This is a genomic window from Streptomyces sp. NPDC020422 (assembly GCF_044386705.1).
Taxonomy (GTDB): Bacteria; Actinomycetota; Actinomycetes; order Streptomycetales; family Streptomycetaceae; genus Streptomyces.
The window spans coordinates 826,296-841,271 of record NZ_JBIRVJ010000001.1; the positions used below are offsets into that span (position 1 = coordinate 826,296).

The window sequence follows — 14,976 nt, forward strand, 5'->3', positions numbered from 1 at the left end:
CGGCCGGAGGTGCTCCGGACCGCCGCCCCCGCCCCGACACGACCACCTCACCGCACGGTCCGCAGGAACGCCCGGGTCCGTTCGTGCTCGGGCGAGTCGAGGAGCTGGTCGGCCCGCCCCGACTCCACGATCCGGCCCCGGTCGAACATCAGGATCCGGTCCGAGACGTCCCGCGCGAAACCCATCTCGTGCGTCACGCACAGCAGGGTGATGTCGCTGCCGTGCGCGATGTCCCGCAGCACGTCGAGCACCTCCGCCACCAGCTCCGGGTCGAGCGCCGACGTCACCTCGTCGAGGAGCAGGATCCCGGGGCGCATCGCGAGCGCGCGGGCGATGGCCACCCGCTGCTGCTGCCCGCCGGAGAGCCGGGTCGGCCGCGCGTCCGCCCGGTCGGCGAGCCCGACCAGGTCGAGCAGGTCCCGGGCCCGGGCCCGCGCCGCCTCCCTGCTCTCGCCGAGCACGTGCACCGGCGCCTCGACGACGTTCTCGAGCACGCTCATATGGGGGAAGAGGTTGAACTGCTGGAAGACCATGCCGATGTGCCGCCGCCGCGCCGCCAGATGCCGCTCGCTGGCGGGCACCAGCTTCCCGCCCGGTCCGCCCGGCATGTGGGAGTAGGGCTCGCCGTCGACGTGGATGACGCCGTCGGTCACCCGCTCCAGGGTCATGAGCAGCCGCAGGATCGTCGTCTTGCCCGAACCGCTGGGCCCGATCAGGGTCACGCGTTCCCCGCGCCCGACCGTCAGGTCGAGCCCGTCGAGCACGGTCTGCTCCCCGTACCGTTTCGTCACCCGGTCGAACCGGACGGCGTCGGGGACGGCGGAGCGGTCCGGGGCGGGTGCGTCGGGGACGGATGTCTCAGCGGGCAAGGCGTGCCTCCAGTCGGCGTACCAGCAGGGACGTGGGCCAGCTCGCGAGCAGGAACACCGCGGCGGCCAGGGTGAGGCTCTCCAGGTAGGCGAAGTGGGTGCTGCCGAAGGTGTTCGCCTCGTGCACCATCTCGTGCACCGTGATCACCGAGAGCAGGGGCGTCTCCTTGAACATCGAGACGGCGTAGTTGCCGAGCGGCGGCAGCACGTTGCGGACCGCCTGCGGCAGCACGACCGCGCGCCACACCCTCCGGCGCGGCAGCGACAGCGCCGTGCACGCCTCCCACTGGCCCCGGGGCACGGCGTCGATGCCCGTCCGGTACACCTCGGAGAGATAGGTCGCGTAGTGGACGCCGAGCACCAGGACGCCCAGCGCAAGGGCGTCCAGGGCGGGCACCAGCACCCAGGCGGCGAACAGCTGCACCAGGAGCGGGGTCGACCGGACGAACGCGCTCGCCCCGCTCACGGGCAGCGCCAGCCACCGGGGGCCGGCCCGCTGGACGAGGGCGATGACCAGCCCGAGCAGCGCCGCCACGCCGAAGGCGAGCACGGTCGCGGCCAGTGTGACGCCGAAGCCCTTCAGCACGGCGGGCAGTGCGGCCCATGCCGCTTCCCCGTCCCACATCACGCACCCCCACCCTGCCCGAGCCGGGCCTTCGCGGCCCGCTCCAGCGCGTTCATCAGCAGGCTCAGGACCATGGCGAGCAAGCCGTACACCACCAGGAGCAGCAGATACGCCGCCGCCGTGTCGCCCGTCGCGGACCTCAGCTGGTCGACGGCGAAGGTGAGATCAGGCACCGTGACCAGCGACAGCAGCGGTGTCGCCTTCAGGAGCTGGACCAGCAGGTTCTTGAACGGCGCCACCATGAGTGCGTGTGCCTGCGGCAGGACCACCCGGCGCAGCCGCAGCCCCGGCCCCATGCCCAGCGCCACGGCCGCCTCGCTCTGCGCCCGGGGCACCGCCGCGATCGCCCCGCGCACCACCTCGGCGCCGTACGCACCGTAGTTGAGTCCCAGCGCGAGGACCGCGCAGGCCAGCGGCTCCAGGCGGAAGCCGAGAATGGGCAGCGCGAAGAACAGCCAGAACAGCTGTACGTACAACGAGGTGCCGCGGAAGAACTCGACGACCACCCGCGCCCCGCCGCGCACCGGCCACCGGGCGGAGCGCGACAGCAGCCCGAGCGCGTAGGCGAGGACGAGGGCGAGCGCCGCGCCCAGCACCGTGGCCTCCACGGTGACGAGGAGTCCCTCGCCGAGGCGGGGCAGGGCCTGTCGGAGCTGCGGCAGGAAGTCCGCGGCGAAGCCGTCGGGCAGCACCGCGACGAGACGGGTGGGGAACTCGGTCATGCCGGTCACCCGCTCAGGCCGCGCACAGGCCGGCCGTGCGCAGGGTCCGGGGCGGCACCTCGCGCTCGGTGAAGCCGTACCGGCCGATGAGCCGCACGTAGCGGGCCGGACTGCCGGTGATCTTCGCGAGCTCGCGGTCGAACGCGTCCCGCAGCGCCGCCGCCCCCGGCCGGAACACGGCGCCGCCCGCGCTGAACTGGCGTACGCCGTCGATCTCCGGGGTGAACGGCGCACCCACCTCGACCGCGGCGCGCCGGTTGGTCCGCGCGAGCCACCGCAGCGAGATGGCGGTCAGCGCGAAGGCGTCGATCCGGCCGGCGAGCAGCGCGTCCAGGCCGTCCTGCTGCTTGGCCAGCGTCTTCACCGCCCCCTCCGGCACGCCGGCCGCCTTCGCGTACGAGGCCTCCACCGCGGCGGTGAGCACGCCCACCGTGGCGCCCTTCGCCGCGCAGGACCGGAAGTCGGTCAGCCCCTTCGGATTGCCCTCGGGGACCATCAGCGCGGTGGCGGAGACGAACTCCGGCTCGGAGAAGAGCACCTTGGCGCAGCGCTCGGGCGTGATCGACATGCCCGCGCTCACCACGTCGAACCGGTCGGCGAGCAGCCCGGGTATCAGCGTGCCGAACTCCGTGAGGGTGGGACGCAGTTCGGCCACGCCGAGCGCCTTGAAGACCTCCCGGTGGAGCGTCGGGGCCTCGCCGGCCAGCGTGTCGCCGTCCTGGAACCCGTACGGCGCCTCGCCGGCGAACCCCACCCGGACGAAGCCCCGCTCGCGCAGCCGCGCCAGGAGTTCGCCGTCGTCCTTGGGCGCGCCCGTCCCGGCCTCGGTGCGGCTGCAGGCCGCCACGGCGAGCCCGGAGGCCAGGGCGAGGGAGCCGAACTGCACGGACCTGGTGAGAAAGCCGCGGCGGTCGAGCGGCGCGGGACTGGGCATGGACGTCCTCTTCTTCGGTGGCGGGGGAGCGGTGTGCGGTCGTGAGGGCGCGGGGCGTCAGCCGACGGGGGTGAGGTCCCGCGCCGCGATGAAGGAGGGCCGCCGGACCGGGGCGGCGAACGGAGCCTCCGGCGCGTTCTCGACGCTGTTGAACACCAGGAACACGTTGCTGCGCGGATACGGGGTGATGTTGTCGCCCGAGCCGTGCAGCGCGTTGCAGTCGAACCAGGTCGCCGACCCCGCCGGGCCCGTGAACTGACGGATGCCGCAGGCGTCGGCGAAGGTGGTGAGGGAGGACTGGGACGGCGTGCCGGCGTCCTGCATCCGCAGCGACTTCTTGTAGTTGTCGCGGGGTGTCTCGCCCGCGCAGCCGAGGAAGGTCCGGTGTGAACCCGGCATGATCATGAGACTGCCGTTGGTGGTGTGGTTCGGGGTGAGCGCGATCGAGACCGAGACGGTCCGCATGCGCGGCAGGCCGTCCTCGGCGTGCCAGGTCTCGAAGTCGGAGTGCCAGTAGAAGCCGCTGGCGCCGAAGCCGGGCTTGACGTTGACCCGCGACTGGTGGACGTACACATCGGAACCGAGGATCTGCCGGGCGCGTCCGACGACCCGCGGATCGGCGGCGAGCCGGGCGAAGACCGGGCTGATCCTGTGCACCTCGAAGACGGAGCGGATCTCCTGCGAGCGGGGTTCGACGACGGCCCGCTCGTCCTGGCGGACCCCCGGGTCGGCCAGGAGCCGGTCGAGCTCGTCGCGGAGCTCCACGACCTCGTCCGGCGAGACGAGCTCGTCGACCGTGACGAAGCCGTCGCGCTCGTAGGCGTCCAGCTCGCGCGCCCAGAAGGGGCCGGGGGTGCCGGGCGAGGACCAGACGACCGGGTCCTTGCGGCCGACCAGCACCTCCTTGGGGCCGCGGGTGGGGTAGAGGTCGACGGGGCGCGTGGGTGCGGAGGTCATGAGGGCGGGTGCCTTCCTTTCGCGGCTCTTGTACGGGGTGTGCGGGGCGGCCGGGATCAGTCCAGGCCGGGCTCGGTGAGGAGCGGGTAGACGCCGTTCTCGTCGTGGTCCTCGCGGCCGGTGACGGGCGGGTTGAAGACGCACAGGCAGCGGAAGTCGTGCTTGACCCGGAGGCTGTGCCGCTCGTGCCCGTCGAGCAGGTACATGGTTCCGGGCACGATCGTGTACGTGCGGCCCGTCTCGTGGTCGGTGAGCTCGGCCTCTCCGGCGGTGCAGACCACGGCCTCGACGTGGTTCGCGTACCACATGGAGGTCTCGGTGCCGGCGTAGAGCACGGTCTCGTGGAGGGAGAAGCCGACGCGCTCGCGGGCCAGGACGATGCGCCGGCTCTCCCAGGTGCCGGACGCGGCCTTCACGTGCCGGTCGGTGCCGTCGAGCTCGTCGAAGGTACGGACGATCATCGGTCGCCTTTCGGTGAGGGAACGTTTCTGGTCGGGAAGGGGCGGACGGAGTCAGACGGTGTGGCGGCCGGCCGTGTGCCGTACGGAACGGGCCAGGATGCCGAGGCCCTCGTCGAGCTCGTCGTCGGTCGCGGTCAGCGGCGGCAGCAGCTTGACCACCTCGCCGCGCGGGCCCGAGGTCTCCAGGAGGAGCCCCAGTTCGAAGGCGCGCCGGCACACCGCCTCGGCGCGCTCCCCGTCGGCGAACTCCAGCCCCCACACGAGACCGCGGCCCCGGCAGGAGAGCGCCGCCCGCCCGTCCTCGCCGCACAGGTCGAGCAGGGCGCTCTCGACGCGCCCGGCGCGGCTCAGGGTGCGCTCGCGCAGGGCGCCGTCGGCCCAGTACGCGCCGAGGGCGGCCGTCGCGGTCACGAAGGCGGGATTGTTGCCGCGGAACGTGCCGTTGTGCTCGCCCGGCTGCCACAGGTCGAGTTCGGGACGGAAGAGGCAGAGCGCCATGGGCAGGCCGTAGCCGCTGATGGACTTGGAGAGGGTGACGATGTCGGGCGTGATGCCGGCCTCCTCGAAGGAGAAGAAGTCGCCGGTGCGGCCGCAGCCCATCTGGATGTCGTCGACGATCAGCAGCATGTCGCGGCGCCGGCACAGGTCGGCGAGCTTGCGCAGCCACTCGGCCCGGGCCACGTTGATGCCGCCCTCGCCCTGCACCGTCTCGACGATCACCGCCGCCGGGTGGTCGAGGCCGGAGCCCGGGTCCTCGAGGAGCCGCTCGAACCAGAGGAAGTCCGGCACCCGGCCGCCGAGGTAGTGGTCGAAGGGCATGGGGGTGGCGTGGTTCAGGGGCACCCCCGCCCCGGCCCGCTTGGCGGCGTTGCCGGTCAGCGCGAGCGAGCCGAGCGACATGCCGTGGAAGGCGTTGGTGAACGACACGACCTGCTCGCGGCCGGTGACCTTCCGGGCCAGCTTCAGGGCGGCCTCCACGGCGTTCGTGCCGGTGGGCCCCGGGAACATCACCTTGTACGGGAGGGCGCGGGGCTCCAGGACCGTCGTACGGAAGGCCTCCAGGAAGTCGCGTTTGGCTGTCGTCGACATGTCGAGGCCGTGGGTGACCCCGTCACCCGCGAGGTAGTCGAGCAGGGCCCGCTTGAGGACCGGGTTGTTGTGGCCGTAGTTCAGCGAGCCGGCGCCGGCGAAGAAGTCGAGGAAGGGCCGCCCGTGCTCGTCGTACAACCGGCTGCCGCGGGCCCGCTCGAAGACCACGGGCCAGGCACGGCAGTAGCTGCGCACCTCCGATTCGACGGTCTCGAAGACGGACGGGGCGGCGATGTCGGTGAGGGTGGTCACGGTTCTCCCGTAGGTGGTGGTGCGGTGCGGGTAGGCGGCGTGTGTCGGTGCCGCCCGGCGCCATGGCGCCGGGGCGCGGCTGCCCGGGCGCGTCAGAGCGCGGGCGAGGCGATGCGGTAGAGGACTTCGGGCTCGTGGGGAACGTCGGCGGGCGGAAACGCGGCGGACGGGAACAGGACCTCCCGGGTCACGGCCGCGCCGTGCCGGCGCGCATACGAACGGAACAGCCGGTCGGAGGCCACGTTCCCCGGAGTGACGGTCGCCTCGACCAGGCTCAGCCCGTGCTCCTGCGCCACGCGGGCGGACAGGGCGTCGAGCAGGGCTCCGGCTACCCCCGATCCGCGGTGCGAATCCTCGACGGCGACCTGCCAGACGAAGAGGGTGCGAGGCGCCCCGGGCCGCAGGTATCCGGTGACGAAGCCGACCGGCCGCCCGGACGCGTCACGGGCGACGGTGGTCGTGTCGGCGAAGTCCCGGCACCACAGGAGGTAGGTGTAGGGCGAATTGAGGTCGAGTTCCGCCGTGCCACGGGCGATGCGCCAGAGCTCGGCACCGTCCGCCGCCTCGGCGCGTCCGAAGGTGAGGCCCTTGATCGGTGATGTCGCGTAGGCAGTGGTCATGGGCGCCGAAGCTACCGAGATGATCAGCGAACTGCCTCGACCTGAGGGCTTGTGCGGGCCAGGACGGTGTGATAGCCGCGCGACGGTTCCCGGCGGCGGGAATGCACGTCGGCCGCCGGTTGAAAAGCCCCCATAGATGCACGAACTACCCGTTTATAACGGCTGGGTAACGGCTCTGCGGTCTCGATCGGAGCCCGCCAAGGGTGTGGCAAAATCCCGCGATCCGGGTTTGGGCGCCGCTGACGGGGTGAGGCGTACGGGTTCGGCGGCACGGTCCGCCACCGCGCACCGCCTCGCCGTTCCTCCCCCTCGACCCGTCCGGACTCGGCCGACCGGGCCATTCAGGCGCGCTTGACCCGGCCCCGGATGTGAACCCGCGCCGCCTTCGGGGTAAAACCATGACCAACACCCCTCTCATTCGAACGGACACGCGCGCGTTGAGCATGCTTCCCGGATCCCGTGTCCCAGGCAGAACCTGGACCGTCCGACTCACCGGCCACCCGGACCACTCCGCCACGGTCACCTGCACGACCGAGGGCTGCCGCATGCCCGCCCGGTCCAGGGACATCGCGGCCCTGCGCGCCTTCGCCGGCGAGCACGCCCGCGCCCACGCCCGCCTCGCCACCCCGCGCCCTAACGCGGCCTGCGCGTGCGGAGCCTCCGCCTGCCGCCACCACACGGCCCGCGCCACCTGCACGGGGACCACCCTGCTGGTCCTCATCCACAACCCGGCCGTCGCCGAGGTCTGGACGCTCGCCGAGATCTGCCAGGCCTGCGCCCCCCTCATCACCCACGCCACCGTCCTCGCGGGCGGCCGCACCGTGACCGCCCAGCCCGGTGCGGGCACCACCCGGACCGCCCCCGCCGCGCCCGCGGGCCCGCCGCCGGTGGCGGTCGGCTTCTCGTCGCCGGGCGCTGCCGGGGGAGAGGTCCCCACCCCGCCGTCGGGCCGCCGCCGCACCGGCCGCGGCCGCCCCCGCGGAAACCGCCCGGGCCGCGGCTCGTTCTGACGTCGGTGTCGGTGTCGGTGTCGGTGTCGGTGTCGGTGTCGGTGTCGGTGTCGGTGCCGGTGTCGGTGTCGGTGTCGGTGCCGGTGCCGGTGTAGGTGTCGGCGCGGGAGCGGCGCCGGGGGCCTCGGGGTCTACTGTCCCCGGCGCCCCGTCATCCCCCCGCGCCCTTCCGGGCGCGGAAGGCCGCCGCCTTGGTGCGGTTCTGGCAGGCGGTGGAGCAGAACTGGCGGGCGGCGTTGCGGGAGGTGTCGACGTAGACCCGGTCGCAGCGCTCGGCCCGGCAGACCCCCAGTCGCCCGGCGAGGCTGCCGCCCACCGCCAGCGCGAGTGCCGTGGCGCAGCTCGCGGTGCTGCCCGCGGCGAAGGAGTCGTCCGCGCCGTGGAAGTGCAGCCGCCAGGGCTCGCCCTCGCGCCGGTCCAGGTGCGGGCGGGCGCCGCTGTCCCGGAGCAGGTCGTTCACGGTGGTGGCGGCCGCGTCCAGATCCTCGTCCTGCACGGCCTGGAACACCGCCCGCATGCGCCGGGCCGCCGCCGCGAGGTACTCGGCCTCCGCGGCGTCCAGGGTGCGCGGGAGTGAGAACGAGGCGGGCGGCATCGCCGCGTCGACGGCCGCGGCCAGCTCCGCTCCGCGCGGCGCCGCGTAGTCGCGTCCGCGCGCTTCCCCTGCGGTCAACGTGTTGACGAGCGCCACCGCCTGATCCAGCAGCACCGCCACGTGACTGTCGAACATCACTTGACCAGTCACCCCTTCGATGGTCTGATACGTGACTGACATTACTTGATTCGACGGTTACGCGAGGGAGCGGCGATGCCGAGGATCGTGTGGGCGCTGGTGGTCGCGCGGGCGATCAACCGTCTCGGGGCCTTCTCCCTTCCCTTCCTGACCGTCCTGATCAGCACCGACTTCGGGGCGGGCGTCACCACGGCCGGGCTGGTCTCGGCCGCCTTCGGCCTCGCGACGATCCCCTCGCGACTGGCCGGCGGCCGCCTCGCGGGGCGCATCGGACGCCGCCCGACGATCGTGCTCGGCCTCATGGGCTGCGCCGTCGCGCAACTGGCGATCGCCGCAGCCGACTCCCTGCTCCAGGTGGCGGTGTTCGCGATCCTCCTCGGGCTCGCCTACGAGCTGTACGAGCCGCCGAGCCAGGCACTGATCGCCGAAGCCGTCGGTCCCACCGAGCGGGTCCGCGCGTTCGGCCTGCTCAACGCCGCGCTGGCGGTGGCGGGGACGGTCGCGGGCCTGATCGCGGCGGCGGTGGGCCGCTGGGACCTGCGCTGGCTCTTCGTCGTCGACGCACTCACCTGCCTGGGCTGCGCCGTGGCCCTGCGTCTCGTGCTCCCCGCCGACCGGACGGCCGGTGGCGAGGGCGGCGGGCAGAGCGAGCACGGGGTGCACCCCTGGCGGGACCGTGCGTTGTGGGCCATGTTCGTGTGCGGCACGGGCTTCGCGCTCGTGGCCATGCAGGTCGCGATGGGCCTGCCGCTGACCCTCGCCCGCCGCGGGCTCGAACCGGCCGACGCGGGGCTGCTGTTCACCGCCTCCGCCGTCACCGTCGTCGCGGCCCAGCCCGCGCTGCGCCTGCCCCGCCTCGCCGCGCTCTCCGACACCGCGGCGCTGGCCCTCGGCTACGGCCTCCTCGCACTCGGTCTGGCCGGATACGCGCTGGCCTCCTCGCTGCCCGCGTTCCTCGTCGGCACCGCGCTGTGGAGCCTGGGCGAAGTGCTCGTCCTGGGCCGCGTGTTCGGCGTCGTGGCGGCCCTGGCCCCGCCGGGCGGATCCGACCGCTATCTCGCCTCGTACGGCATCAGTTGGGGCATCGCCACGACCGCCGCCCCCGTCACCGCCACCCAACTCCTCGAACACTTCGGCCCGACGACCCTCTGGACGGCCACGGCGGCCCTCTGCCTGGCCCTCGCCGCCGCCCAGCCCCTCCTGGTCGCACCCCTCCTCGCCCGCCCCGCACCGGACGCGGCCACCCGACCCCGGCTCCGCGACGCCAGCCGGTCGGGGGCGGGCTAGGCCGAGCCGGGCCGGCCAGGGCCCCGAGCACATCGCCCGACTCCTGAATCCCGGGGGACGACCGGGGCGCCAGGTCTACCGCATGCCCGACGGCGCCCTGCTGGTCCGAGTGGAACGCCACCGAGAGGCCCACTTCCGGGTAAGCGTGGGCGAGCTGGTCGCCTCGCAGGAGGAGGCCGAGGGCGAGGGCGGCCAGGCGGCCCCCTCGGGCCTCAGGCGCTTCTTCGGCTAGGGGCAGGCTCCTAAACCCCCGGCGTCATGTCGTACGTCACCCACATCGTGCGTGTCGCCACCTGGTCGTACTTGGCGCGGGCGCGATGGTTGTCGTCGGCGGTGATCCACCGCACCACGCTCCAGCCGCGCTCGGCGGCGGTCTCGCGCAGTGCCGCGAGGAGGGCGTCGGCGGCGCCGGAGCCGCGGCTCTCCGGGGCGACGAACAGGTCGTCCAGGAAGCAGCCGGTGGTCGCCGACAGCGGGCGGGCGAAGGGGCGGTAGTGCGCGAGACCGACGAGCCGGCCGTCGAAGTCCTCGGCGACGAGGGCGTTCACCTCGTGGGCGGGGTCGTTGACCCACGACCAGACCAGCGCCGCGGCCTCCTCGGTCTGCTCGACCCGGTAGAAGTCGGCGTAGCCGCGGTAGAGGGCCCGCCACTGCGGGAAGTCGTCGGCGGTGACGGCACGGACCTTGATGTCGGCAGACATGGACTCACACTTTCTGGCTCTGCTGGGGTGACCGCTACGGCACAGAGTCGATCATGCGGGTCCACCGACCGTACGACTTTCGACGCCACGTCCAAACCCGCGACCGACGCACTACCGAGTGGACAGGTGCGGGCCGGCTGATCAGGCCGTTTCGTCCAGCGTCGTGGCGAGGCGGTCCAGGACGCGCGGCCAGCCGTGGCCCATGCCCTGGAAGGCCTGTCGTCCCATCGGCGAGTCGAGGTCGAACCCCGCGTGGGTGAGGAAGAGGCGGGTGCCGGTCCCCTCCGCCTGGAGCCGCCAGGTGATCGTGGTGTCGAGCGTGCCCTCGGCGAAGCGGTAGGCCAGCACCCGCTCCTCCTCCGCCTCGGTGACCTCGCAGGGCTGGCTGCCGAAGTTGCCCATGTCCAGGGTGAAGCGATGGCCGACGACCGGCTTGACGTCGCCGGCGGCCCACCAGCGGGCGTGCAGTTCGGGATCGGTCAGGGCCCGCCAGACCGCCGCCGGGGGGTGGGGCAGGAACGTGTCCAGGTGGATCGTGTCGTGTGCGGTCCCGGTCATGTGGGGTTCTCCTCGTCCAGAAGGTCGGCCAGGGCGTTCATGCGCTGGTTCCAGTAGTGCTCGAACGGGTGCAGCCACCGGCTCACCTCCGCCAGCGGCGCCGGCTGGAGGTGGTAGAAGCGGTGCCGGCCCCGTGGTTCCTCGCGCACCAGCCCGGCGGTCTTGAGCACCGCGAGGTGCTCGGAGACCGCCGGCCTGCCGAGCTCGAACATTCCGGCCAGCTCACCCGTGGAGCGAGGCCCCTCGCGCAGGCTGTCGAGCAGTCGGCGGCGCACCGGATTGGCCAGTACGCCGAACACGTCGGTAGGCATGCCACCACGTTACGTCGGGAAAATCCGACGCGTCAAACTTTCCCGACGCATCGCGTGGCATGTCCCCCGCTCCGCCGCCCCGCGCTACGCCTGCGCCTGTTCCTCCTCCACCGTGATCGCCTGTACGGGGCAGGCCCGCGCCGCCTCGCGCACCAAGGGCCCCGAGGCGCCCTCCGCGCGCCCCGGGACGACCGTGCCGAAGCCGTCGTCGTCCTGGGTGAAGAAGTCCGGGGAGGTCAGGGCGCACTGCCCGGCGCCGATACAGACGTCCCCGTCGATCGAGATGCGCATCCGTGCTGGTCCTTTCACCACGTGACGGGGAGTTCGAGCATCCCCTGGATCGTGTCGCCCGGCTTGAACGGGATCTCCTCGGCCGGCGCGGCCAGCCGGAGCCCGGGCAGCCGCCGCAGCAGCGAGCCGAGGGCGATCTCCATCTCCGCCCGGGCCAGGTTCTGCCCCAGGCACTGGTGGATCCCGAAACCGAACGCCAGGTGGTGCCGGGCCGGTCGGGCCCAGTCCAGGCTGTCCGGGTCGGCGTAGGCGGCCTCGTCCCGGTTGATGACGGAGGTGGAGAAGACGACGCCCTCGCCCGCGCGGATGACCACCCCGTCGATCTCCACGTCCTCGCGTGCCACCCGCAGCAGGCCGTCCGCGATCGACAGGAACCGCAGCAGCTCCTCCACGGCGGTCGGTACGAGGCCGGGGTCGGCGCGGAGTTCGGCCAGGCGCTCGGGGTGGCGCAGCAGCGTGTACGTACCGAGGGAGATCATGTTCGCGGTGGTCTCGTGTCCCGCGACCAGCAGGATCGTGGCGAGCTGGACCAGTTCGGCGGGCTTGGGCCCGCCGTCCTCCTGCTGTCGGGCCACCAGGTCGTCGAGCACCCCTTCACCCGGCTTGACCCGCTTGCGCTCGATGAGGTCGCCGAGGTAGCCCTCCAGCTGGGCGAGCGCGTCCTCGGTGTCCGCGCCCGTCGGGCCGCGCAGCAGCCTCCGGGACTGCTCCTCGAAGAACTCGTGGTCCTCGTACGGCACGCCCAGCAGCTCGCAGATCACGATCGACGGCACCGGCAGCGCGAACGCGCTCACCAGCTCGGCCGGCGGACCCGCTGCCTCCATCGCGTCGAGGAGCCGGTCCACCGTCTCCTGGATCCGGGGGCGGAGCCGTTCGGCGCGCTTCAGGGTGAAGCTGGGGATCAGCATCCGGCGCTGGGCGTTGTGCTCGGGATCGTCCCAGCCGAGCAGCGCGGCGCGGCGGCGCCGGCGCAGATTCGTGGCCCGCTCGGTCGGGAGGGGGAAGTCGGGTCGGGTGGAGTCGGTGGACAGGCGTTGGTCGGAGAGGAGCGCCCGGGCGGTCGAGTGCCCGGTGACGATCCACACGGGGCGCCCGTCCCACAGGGTCACCCGCGACAGCGGGCGTTCCTCGCGCAACGGGGCGTAGGCGGTGGGCGGGTGGTAGGGGCAGGTTCGGTCCTGGGGGAACGCCACGGCTTCCGTCATGGGGGGCCTCGCAAGGGCGAATCGGTGGCTCTGACGTTGGTTGCCGTCTCCACTACATGCCTCAGGCACCTATCTGGTCTACGCACAGTTCGGCCAATCCACCGGAACGGGGGCGTCCATTCGGCGGCCGCCCCGGGAAGGTGCGCTCCCGCCCCCGGTGAGTGACCACTCCCACCAGGGCCGCACGGTCTTCGCGTGCGGCCTGCGGTGCCCTGGTGGCGACGCTCTCCTCCGACCGCTGCTGCCCGTGCGGACTCCACCTGGCGGCCGACCGCGTCCGCGCCCTGCCGGCGCCGCGCGTCGGGGCATGACAACGGCCCGGCCTCGTACACGGGGGAGGTACGGGGCCGGGCCTGAGACCACAGTACCGTCGAATCTCCCTTTCGTGGTGCGTTGGCGGCAAATCGCCCTCACCCTTCCGGAAACCGACGCTACGGTCTGCTCCTTGCCCGCCGCCCCCGTGCCGCTACGAGCTCATCGGAACGAGGGGGAGCGTCGTTCCCCGGCGTGTACCGCAGTCGGGCCCGGTCGACCCGCCACCCTAGGGGCCGGGCCGGCTCGTCCAGACCGTCAAGTACCGGGCCGCGACAGGTGTGGGCGCCGACGACGACCGGTTCGCCCGGCCCCGCGGGGCCCCTCCCGATGGCCTTCCGCAGGGCGAACTCGGCGCGCTCCCGAAATTGTTCGGGTGTCCCGCGCAACTCCGAGCTCGTACTGGCGCGGCGTCAGGAACACCGCCCCCTTCTGTGCACCCCTGGGGTGCCCGCCGAAGGGCGCCGAGGCGCCGCCGCCGAGAAGGAGCGTGGCGAGGTGCAGCAGGGAGCCCACGGGTACGTAGAGCCACTGCGGAAAGAACTCGCATCGCAGGCGAGAGGTGGCGGGTTCTCGCCGACCCGGCGGGGCACCCCTTCTGCATCGTCGCAGGCTGAGCCGTGAACATGAGTCCTGTTCATATCCATGAACGGGACTCATGTGGGGACCTGCAGCCTCCTTGTCGACTCAGGGCTGCTCCATCGCAGGGTAGTTAGCCGACAACGGTTGACGGTGCTGGTTCAGACCTTTACCTTCGCAGCGCGAGAACCCCGACCAGAGTTCACATACTCGAACGGAGTCCCGATGCGAACCAACCCCCACCGGGCCCTCATATCCGCCCTGCTGCTCGCCCTCCTCGTCGCCCTCGCCGGCCTGCCCTCCGCCGGCCGCGCCGAGGCGGCGCCCGCCGTGTTCGTGCATCCCGGCGTGCTGGTCTCCCGAGGCCAACTGGACTTCACCCGGGAGCGGGTCCAGGCCGGTGCCCAGCCGTGGAAGGGGGCCTACGACCGGATGATGGCGAGCCCCTACGCCTCCCTGGCGCGGACGCCCAAGCCCCGTTCCGTCGTCGAGTGCGGCTCGTACTCCAACCCCAACCACGGGTGCACCGACGAGCGCGAGGACGCCATCGCCGCGTACACGCTCTCCCTGGCCTGGTACGTCACCCGGGACAGCCGTTACGCGCAGAAGGCGATCGAGATCATGGACGCCTGGTCGGGCGTCATCACCGACCACACCAACTCCAACGCCCCGCTCCAGACCGGCTGGGCCGGCTCCTCGTGGCCCCGGGCGGCGGAGATCATCCGTTACACCTACGGCGGCTGGCCGCAGGACCGGGTGGACCGGTTCAAGAACATGCTGCGCACCGTGTACCTCCCCGAGGTCGCAGGCGGCTCCCAGTCCAACGGCAACTGGGAGCTGAGCATGACCGAGGCCGCGATCGGCATCGCGGTCTTCCTGGAGGACCGGGCCGCGTACGACAAGGCGGTCGCGAAGTTCCGCGGGCGCGTCCCCGCGTACATCTACCTCAGCAGCGACGGCAGCCTGCCGAAGACCGCGCCGGGCAGCGGCCTGGACACCCGGGACGAGATCGTCCGCTACTGGCAGGGGCAGACCACCTTCGTCGACGGCCTCACCCAGGAGACCTGCCGGGACCTCACCCACACCGGATACGGCCTCTCGGCCATCTCCCACATCGCCGAGACCAGCCGCATCCAGGGCCAGGACCTCTACCCCGAGGTCGCCGACCGGCTGCGCCACGCCCTCGGTCTCCAGTCGCGCTACGAGCTGGGCGAGACCCCGCCCGGCTGGCTCTGCGGCGGCACCCTGAAGGACCACCTCGGCCCCGTCACCGAGGTCGGCTTCAACGCGCTGCACCAGCGCATGGGCTACGCGATGAGCAACACCCAGGCGCTCACCGAGCGGAACCGTCCCGCCGGTTCCAACAACCTCTTCGTCGCCTGGGAGACCCTCACCCACGCCGCCAACCCCCGCTGACCGCGGGCGTGGAGATCCCGCCGGGCCCGCGGGCGGCCCGGCGG

18 protein-coding genes are annotated in these 14,976 nt (G+C 72.6%); 4 read left to right on the forward strand and 14 right to left on the reverse strand.

Features of this window, described 5'->3' with window-relative positions; translation table 11 throughout:
- Positions 1 to 47 precede the first annotated feature (47 nt).
- From ehuA to ectA, 8 genes are all read right to left on the reverse strand, one after another.
- Complete coding sequence (ehuA, locus tag ACH414_RS03675) at positions 48 to 869, reverse strand: ectoine/hydroxyectoine ABC transporter ATP-binding protein EhuA (RefSeq protein ID WP_398940719.1); 822 nt, start codon at positions 867 to 869, stop codon at positions 48 to 50.
- Positions 859 to 1,494, reverse strand: coding sequence for an ectoine/hydroxyectoine ABC transporter permease subunit EhuD (ehuD, locus tag ACH414_RS03680; protein ID WP_382544623.1), 636 nt, complete (start codon positions 1,492 to 1,494; stop codon positions 859 to 861). Before ehuD ends, ehuA begins: the two co-directional genes overlap by 11 nt.
- Entirely contained in the window at positions 1,494 to 2,216 is a 723-nt protein-coding gene (gene ehuC / locus ACH414_RS03685) for an ectoine/hydroxyectoine ABC transporter permease subunit EhuC (protein ID WP_398940720.1), read from the reverse strand. Before ehuC ends, ehuD begins: the two co-directional genes overlap by 1 nt.
- Positions 2,217 to 2,229: 13 nt before the next feature.
- Positions 2,230 to 3,150: an ectoine/hydroxyectoine ABC transporter substrate-binding protein EhuB gene (ehuB, locus tag ACH414_RS03690; RefSeq protein WP_398940721.1), complete on the reverse strand. Its 921-nt coding sequence runs from the start codon at positions 3,148 to 3,150 to the stop codon at positions 2,230 to 2,232.
- 57 nt (positions 3,151 to 3,207) lie between these two features.
- On the reverse strand, positions 3,208 to 4,107 hold the full coding sequence (thpD, locus tag ACH414_RS03695) for an ectoine hydroxylase (protein WP_382544010.1): 900 nt from the start codon (positions 4,105 to 4,107) through the stop codon (positions 3,208 to 3,210).
- A 56-nt stretch (positions 4,108 to 4,163) separates the two neighbouring features.
- Complete coding sequence (locus ACH414_RS03700; protein WP_382544013.1) at positions 4,164 to 4,568, reverse strand: ectoine synthase; 405 nt, start codon at positions 4,566 to 4,568, stop codon at positions 4,164 to 4,166.
- A gap of 51 nt (positions 4,569 to 4,619) precedes the next feature.
- The gene (gene ectB / locus ACH414_RS03705) at positions 4,620 to 5,909 is read right to left on the reverse strand and encodes a diaminobutyrate--2-oxoglutarate transaminase (RefSeq protein ID WP_382544015.1); all 1,290 of its coding nucleotides are present in this window, start codon (positions 5,907 to 5,909) and stop codon (positions 4,620 to 4,622) included.
- Between the two features lie 92 nt (positions 5,910 to 6,001).
- Positions 6,002 to 6,529: a diaminobutyrate acetyltransferase gene (gene ectA / locus ACH414_RS03710; RefSeq protein WP_382544018.1), complete on the reverse strand. Its 528-nt coding sequence runs from the start codon at positions 6,527 to 6,529 to the stop codon at positions 6,002 to 6,004.
- A 545-nt stretch (positions 6,530 to 7,074) separates the two neighbouring features.
- Between ectA and ACH414_RS03715 the strand changes: the two genes are divergently transcribed.
- The gene (locus ACH414_RS03715) at positions 7,075 to 7,539 is read left to right on the forward strand and encodes a hypothetical protein (RefSeq protein WP_398940722.1); all 465 of its coding nucleotides are present in this window, start codon (positions 7,075 to 7,077) and stop codon (positions 7,537 to 7,539) included.
- A 151-nt stretch (positions 7,540 to 7,690) separates the two neighbouring features.
- Here the strand turns inward: ACH414_RS03715 and ACH414_RS03720 are convergent, their stop codons facing one another.
- On the reverse strand, positions 7,691 to 8,269 hold the full coding sequence (locus tag ACH414_RS03720) for a CGNR zinc finger domain-containing protein (RefSeq protein WP_382544626.1): 579 nt from the start codon (positions 8,267 to 8,269) through the stop codon (positions 7,691 to 7,693).
- Positions 8,270 to 8,347: 78 nt separating this feature from the next.
- Between ACH414_RS03720 and ACH414_RS03725 the strand changes: the two genes are divergently transcribed.
- On the forward strand, positions 8,348 to 9,559 hold the full coding sequence (locus ACH414_RS03725; RefSeq protein ID WP_382544024.1) for an MFS transporter: 1,212 nt from the start codon (positions 8,348 to 8,350) through the stop codon (positions 9,557 to 9,559).
- An 82-nt stretch (positions 9,560 to 9,641) separates the two neighbouring features.
- A complete protein-coding gene (locus ACH414_RS03730; RefSeq protein ID WP_398940723.1) occupies positions 9,642 to 9,791 on the forward strand; it encodes a hypothetical protein in 150 nt (49 codons plus the stop codon).
- Between the two features lie 10 nt (positions 9,792 to 9,801).
- Here ACH414_RS03730 and ACH414_RS03735 read toward each other — a convergent pair whose 3' ends face one another.
- From ACH414_RS03735 to ACH414_RS03755, 5 genes are all read right to left on the reverse strand, one after another.
- Positions 9,802 to 10,260, reverse strand: coding sequence for a GNAT family N-acetyltransferase (locus ACH414_RS03735; RefSeq protein WP_386566887.1), 459 nt, complete (start codon positions 10,258 to 10,260; stop codon positions 9,802 to 9,804).
- Positions 10,261 to 10,401: 141 nt separating this feature from the next.
- A complete protein-coding gene (locus ACH414_RS03740; protein ID WP_382544030.1) occupies positions 10,402 to 10,818 on the reverse strand; it encodes an SRPBCC domain-containing protein in 417 nt (138 codons plus the stop codon).
- On the reverse strand, positions 10,815 to 11,129 hold the full coding sequence (locus tag ACH414_RS03745; protein ID WP_382544033.1) for an ArsR/SmtB family transcription factor: 315 nt from the start codon (positions 11,127 to 11,129) through the stop codon (positions 10,815 to 10,817). Before ACH414_RS03745 ends, ACH414_RS03740 begins: the two co-directional genes overlap by 4 nt.
- Positions 11,130 to 11,213: 84 nt before the next feature.
- A complete protein-coding gene (locus tag ACH414_RS03750; RefSeq protein ID WP_382544035.1) occupies positions 11,214 to 11,420 on the reverse strand; it encodes a ferredoxin in 207 nt (68 codons plus the stop codon).
- A 14-nt stretch (positions 11,421 to 11,434) separates the two neighbouring features.
- Entirely contained in the window at positions 11,435 to 12,625 is a 1,191-nt protein-coding gene (locus ACH414_RS03755) for a cytochrome P450 (protein ID WP_398940724.1), read from the reverse strand.
- A 1,116-nt stretch (positions 12,626 to 13,741) separates the two neighbouring features.
- Here ACH414_RS03755 and ACH414_RS03760 point away from each other — a divergent pair.
- Complete coding sequence (locus ACH414_RS03760; protein WP_398940725.1) at positions 13,742 to 14,932, forward strand: alginate lyase family protein; 1,191 nt, start codon at positions 13,742 to 13,744, stop codon at positions 14,930 to 14,932.
- Positions 14,933 to 14,976: the final 44 nt, after the last annotated feature.

Coding starts and splice junctions, on each gene's coding strand:
- ACH414_RS03760 (WP_398940725.1), top strand. CDS start 13,742: ATGCGAACCAACCCCCACCGGGCCCTCATATCCGCCCTGCTGCTCGCC.
- ACH414_RS03720 (WP_382544626.1), bottom strand. CDS start 8,269: ATGTTCGACAGTCACGTGGCGGTGCTGCTGGATCAGGCGGTGGCGCTC.
- thpD (WP_382544010.1), bottom strand. CDS start 4,107: ATGACCTCCGCACCCACGCGCCCCGTCGACCTCTACCCCACCCGCGGC.
- ehuC (WP_398940720.1), bottom strand. CDS start 2,216: ATGACCGAGTTCCCCACCCGTCTCGTCGCGGTGCTGCCCGACGGCTTC.
- ehuD (WP_382544623.1), bottom strand. CDS start 1,494: ATGTGGGACGGGGAAGCGGCATGGGCCGCACTGCCCGCCGTGCTGAAG.
- ehuB (WP_398940721.1), bottom strand. CDS start 3,150: ATGCCCAGTCCCGCGCCGCTCGACCGCCGCGGCTTTCTCACCAGGTCC.
- ACH414_RS03755 (WP_398940724.1), bottom strand. CDS start 12,625: ATGACGGAAGCCGTGGCGTTCCCCCAGGACCGAACCTGCCCCTACCAC.
- ectA (WP_382544018.1), bottom strand. CDS start 6,529: ATGACCACTGCCTACGCGACATCACCGATCAAGGGCCTCACCTTCGGA.
- ACH414_RS03750 (WP_382544035.1), bottom strand. CDS start 11,420: ATGCGCATCTCGATCGACGGGGACGTCTGTATCGGCGCCGGGCAGTGC.
- ACH414_RS03735 (WP_386566887.1), bottom strand. CDS start 10,260: ATGTCTGCCGACATCAAGGTCCGTGCCGTCACCGCCGACGACTTCCCG.
- ACH414_RS03715 (WP_398940722.1), top strand. CDS start 7,075: ATGCCCGCCCGGTCCAGGGACATCGCGGCCCTGCGCGCCTTCGCCGGC.
- ACH414_RS03745 (WP_382544033.1), bottom strand. CDS start 11,129: ATGCCTACCGACGTGTTCGGCGTACTGGCCAATCCGGTGCGCCGCCGA.
- ACH414_RS03730 (WP_398940723.1), top strand. CDS start 9,642: ATGCCCGACGGCGCCCTGCTGGTCCGAGTGGAACGCCACCGAGAGGCC.
- ACH414_RS03700 (WP_382544013.1), bottom strand. CDS start 4,568: ATGATCGTCCGTACCTTCGACGAGCTCGACGGCACCGACCGGCACGTG.
- ACH414_RS03740 (WP_382544030.1), bottom strand. CDS start 10,818: ATGACCGGGACCGCACACGACACGATCCACCTGGACACGTTCCTGCCC.
- ACH414_RS03725 (WP_382544024.1), top strand. CDS start 8,348: ATGCCGAGGATCGTGTGGGCGCTGGTGGTCGCGCGGGCGATCAACCGT.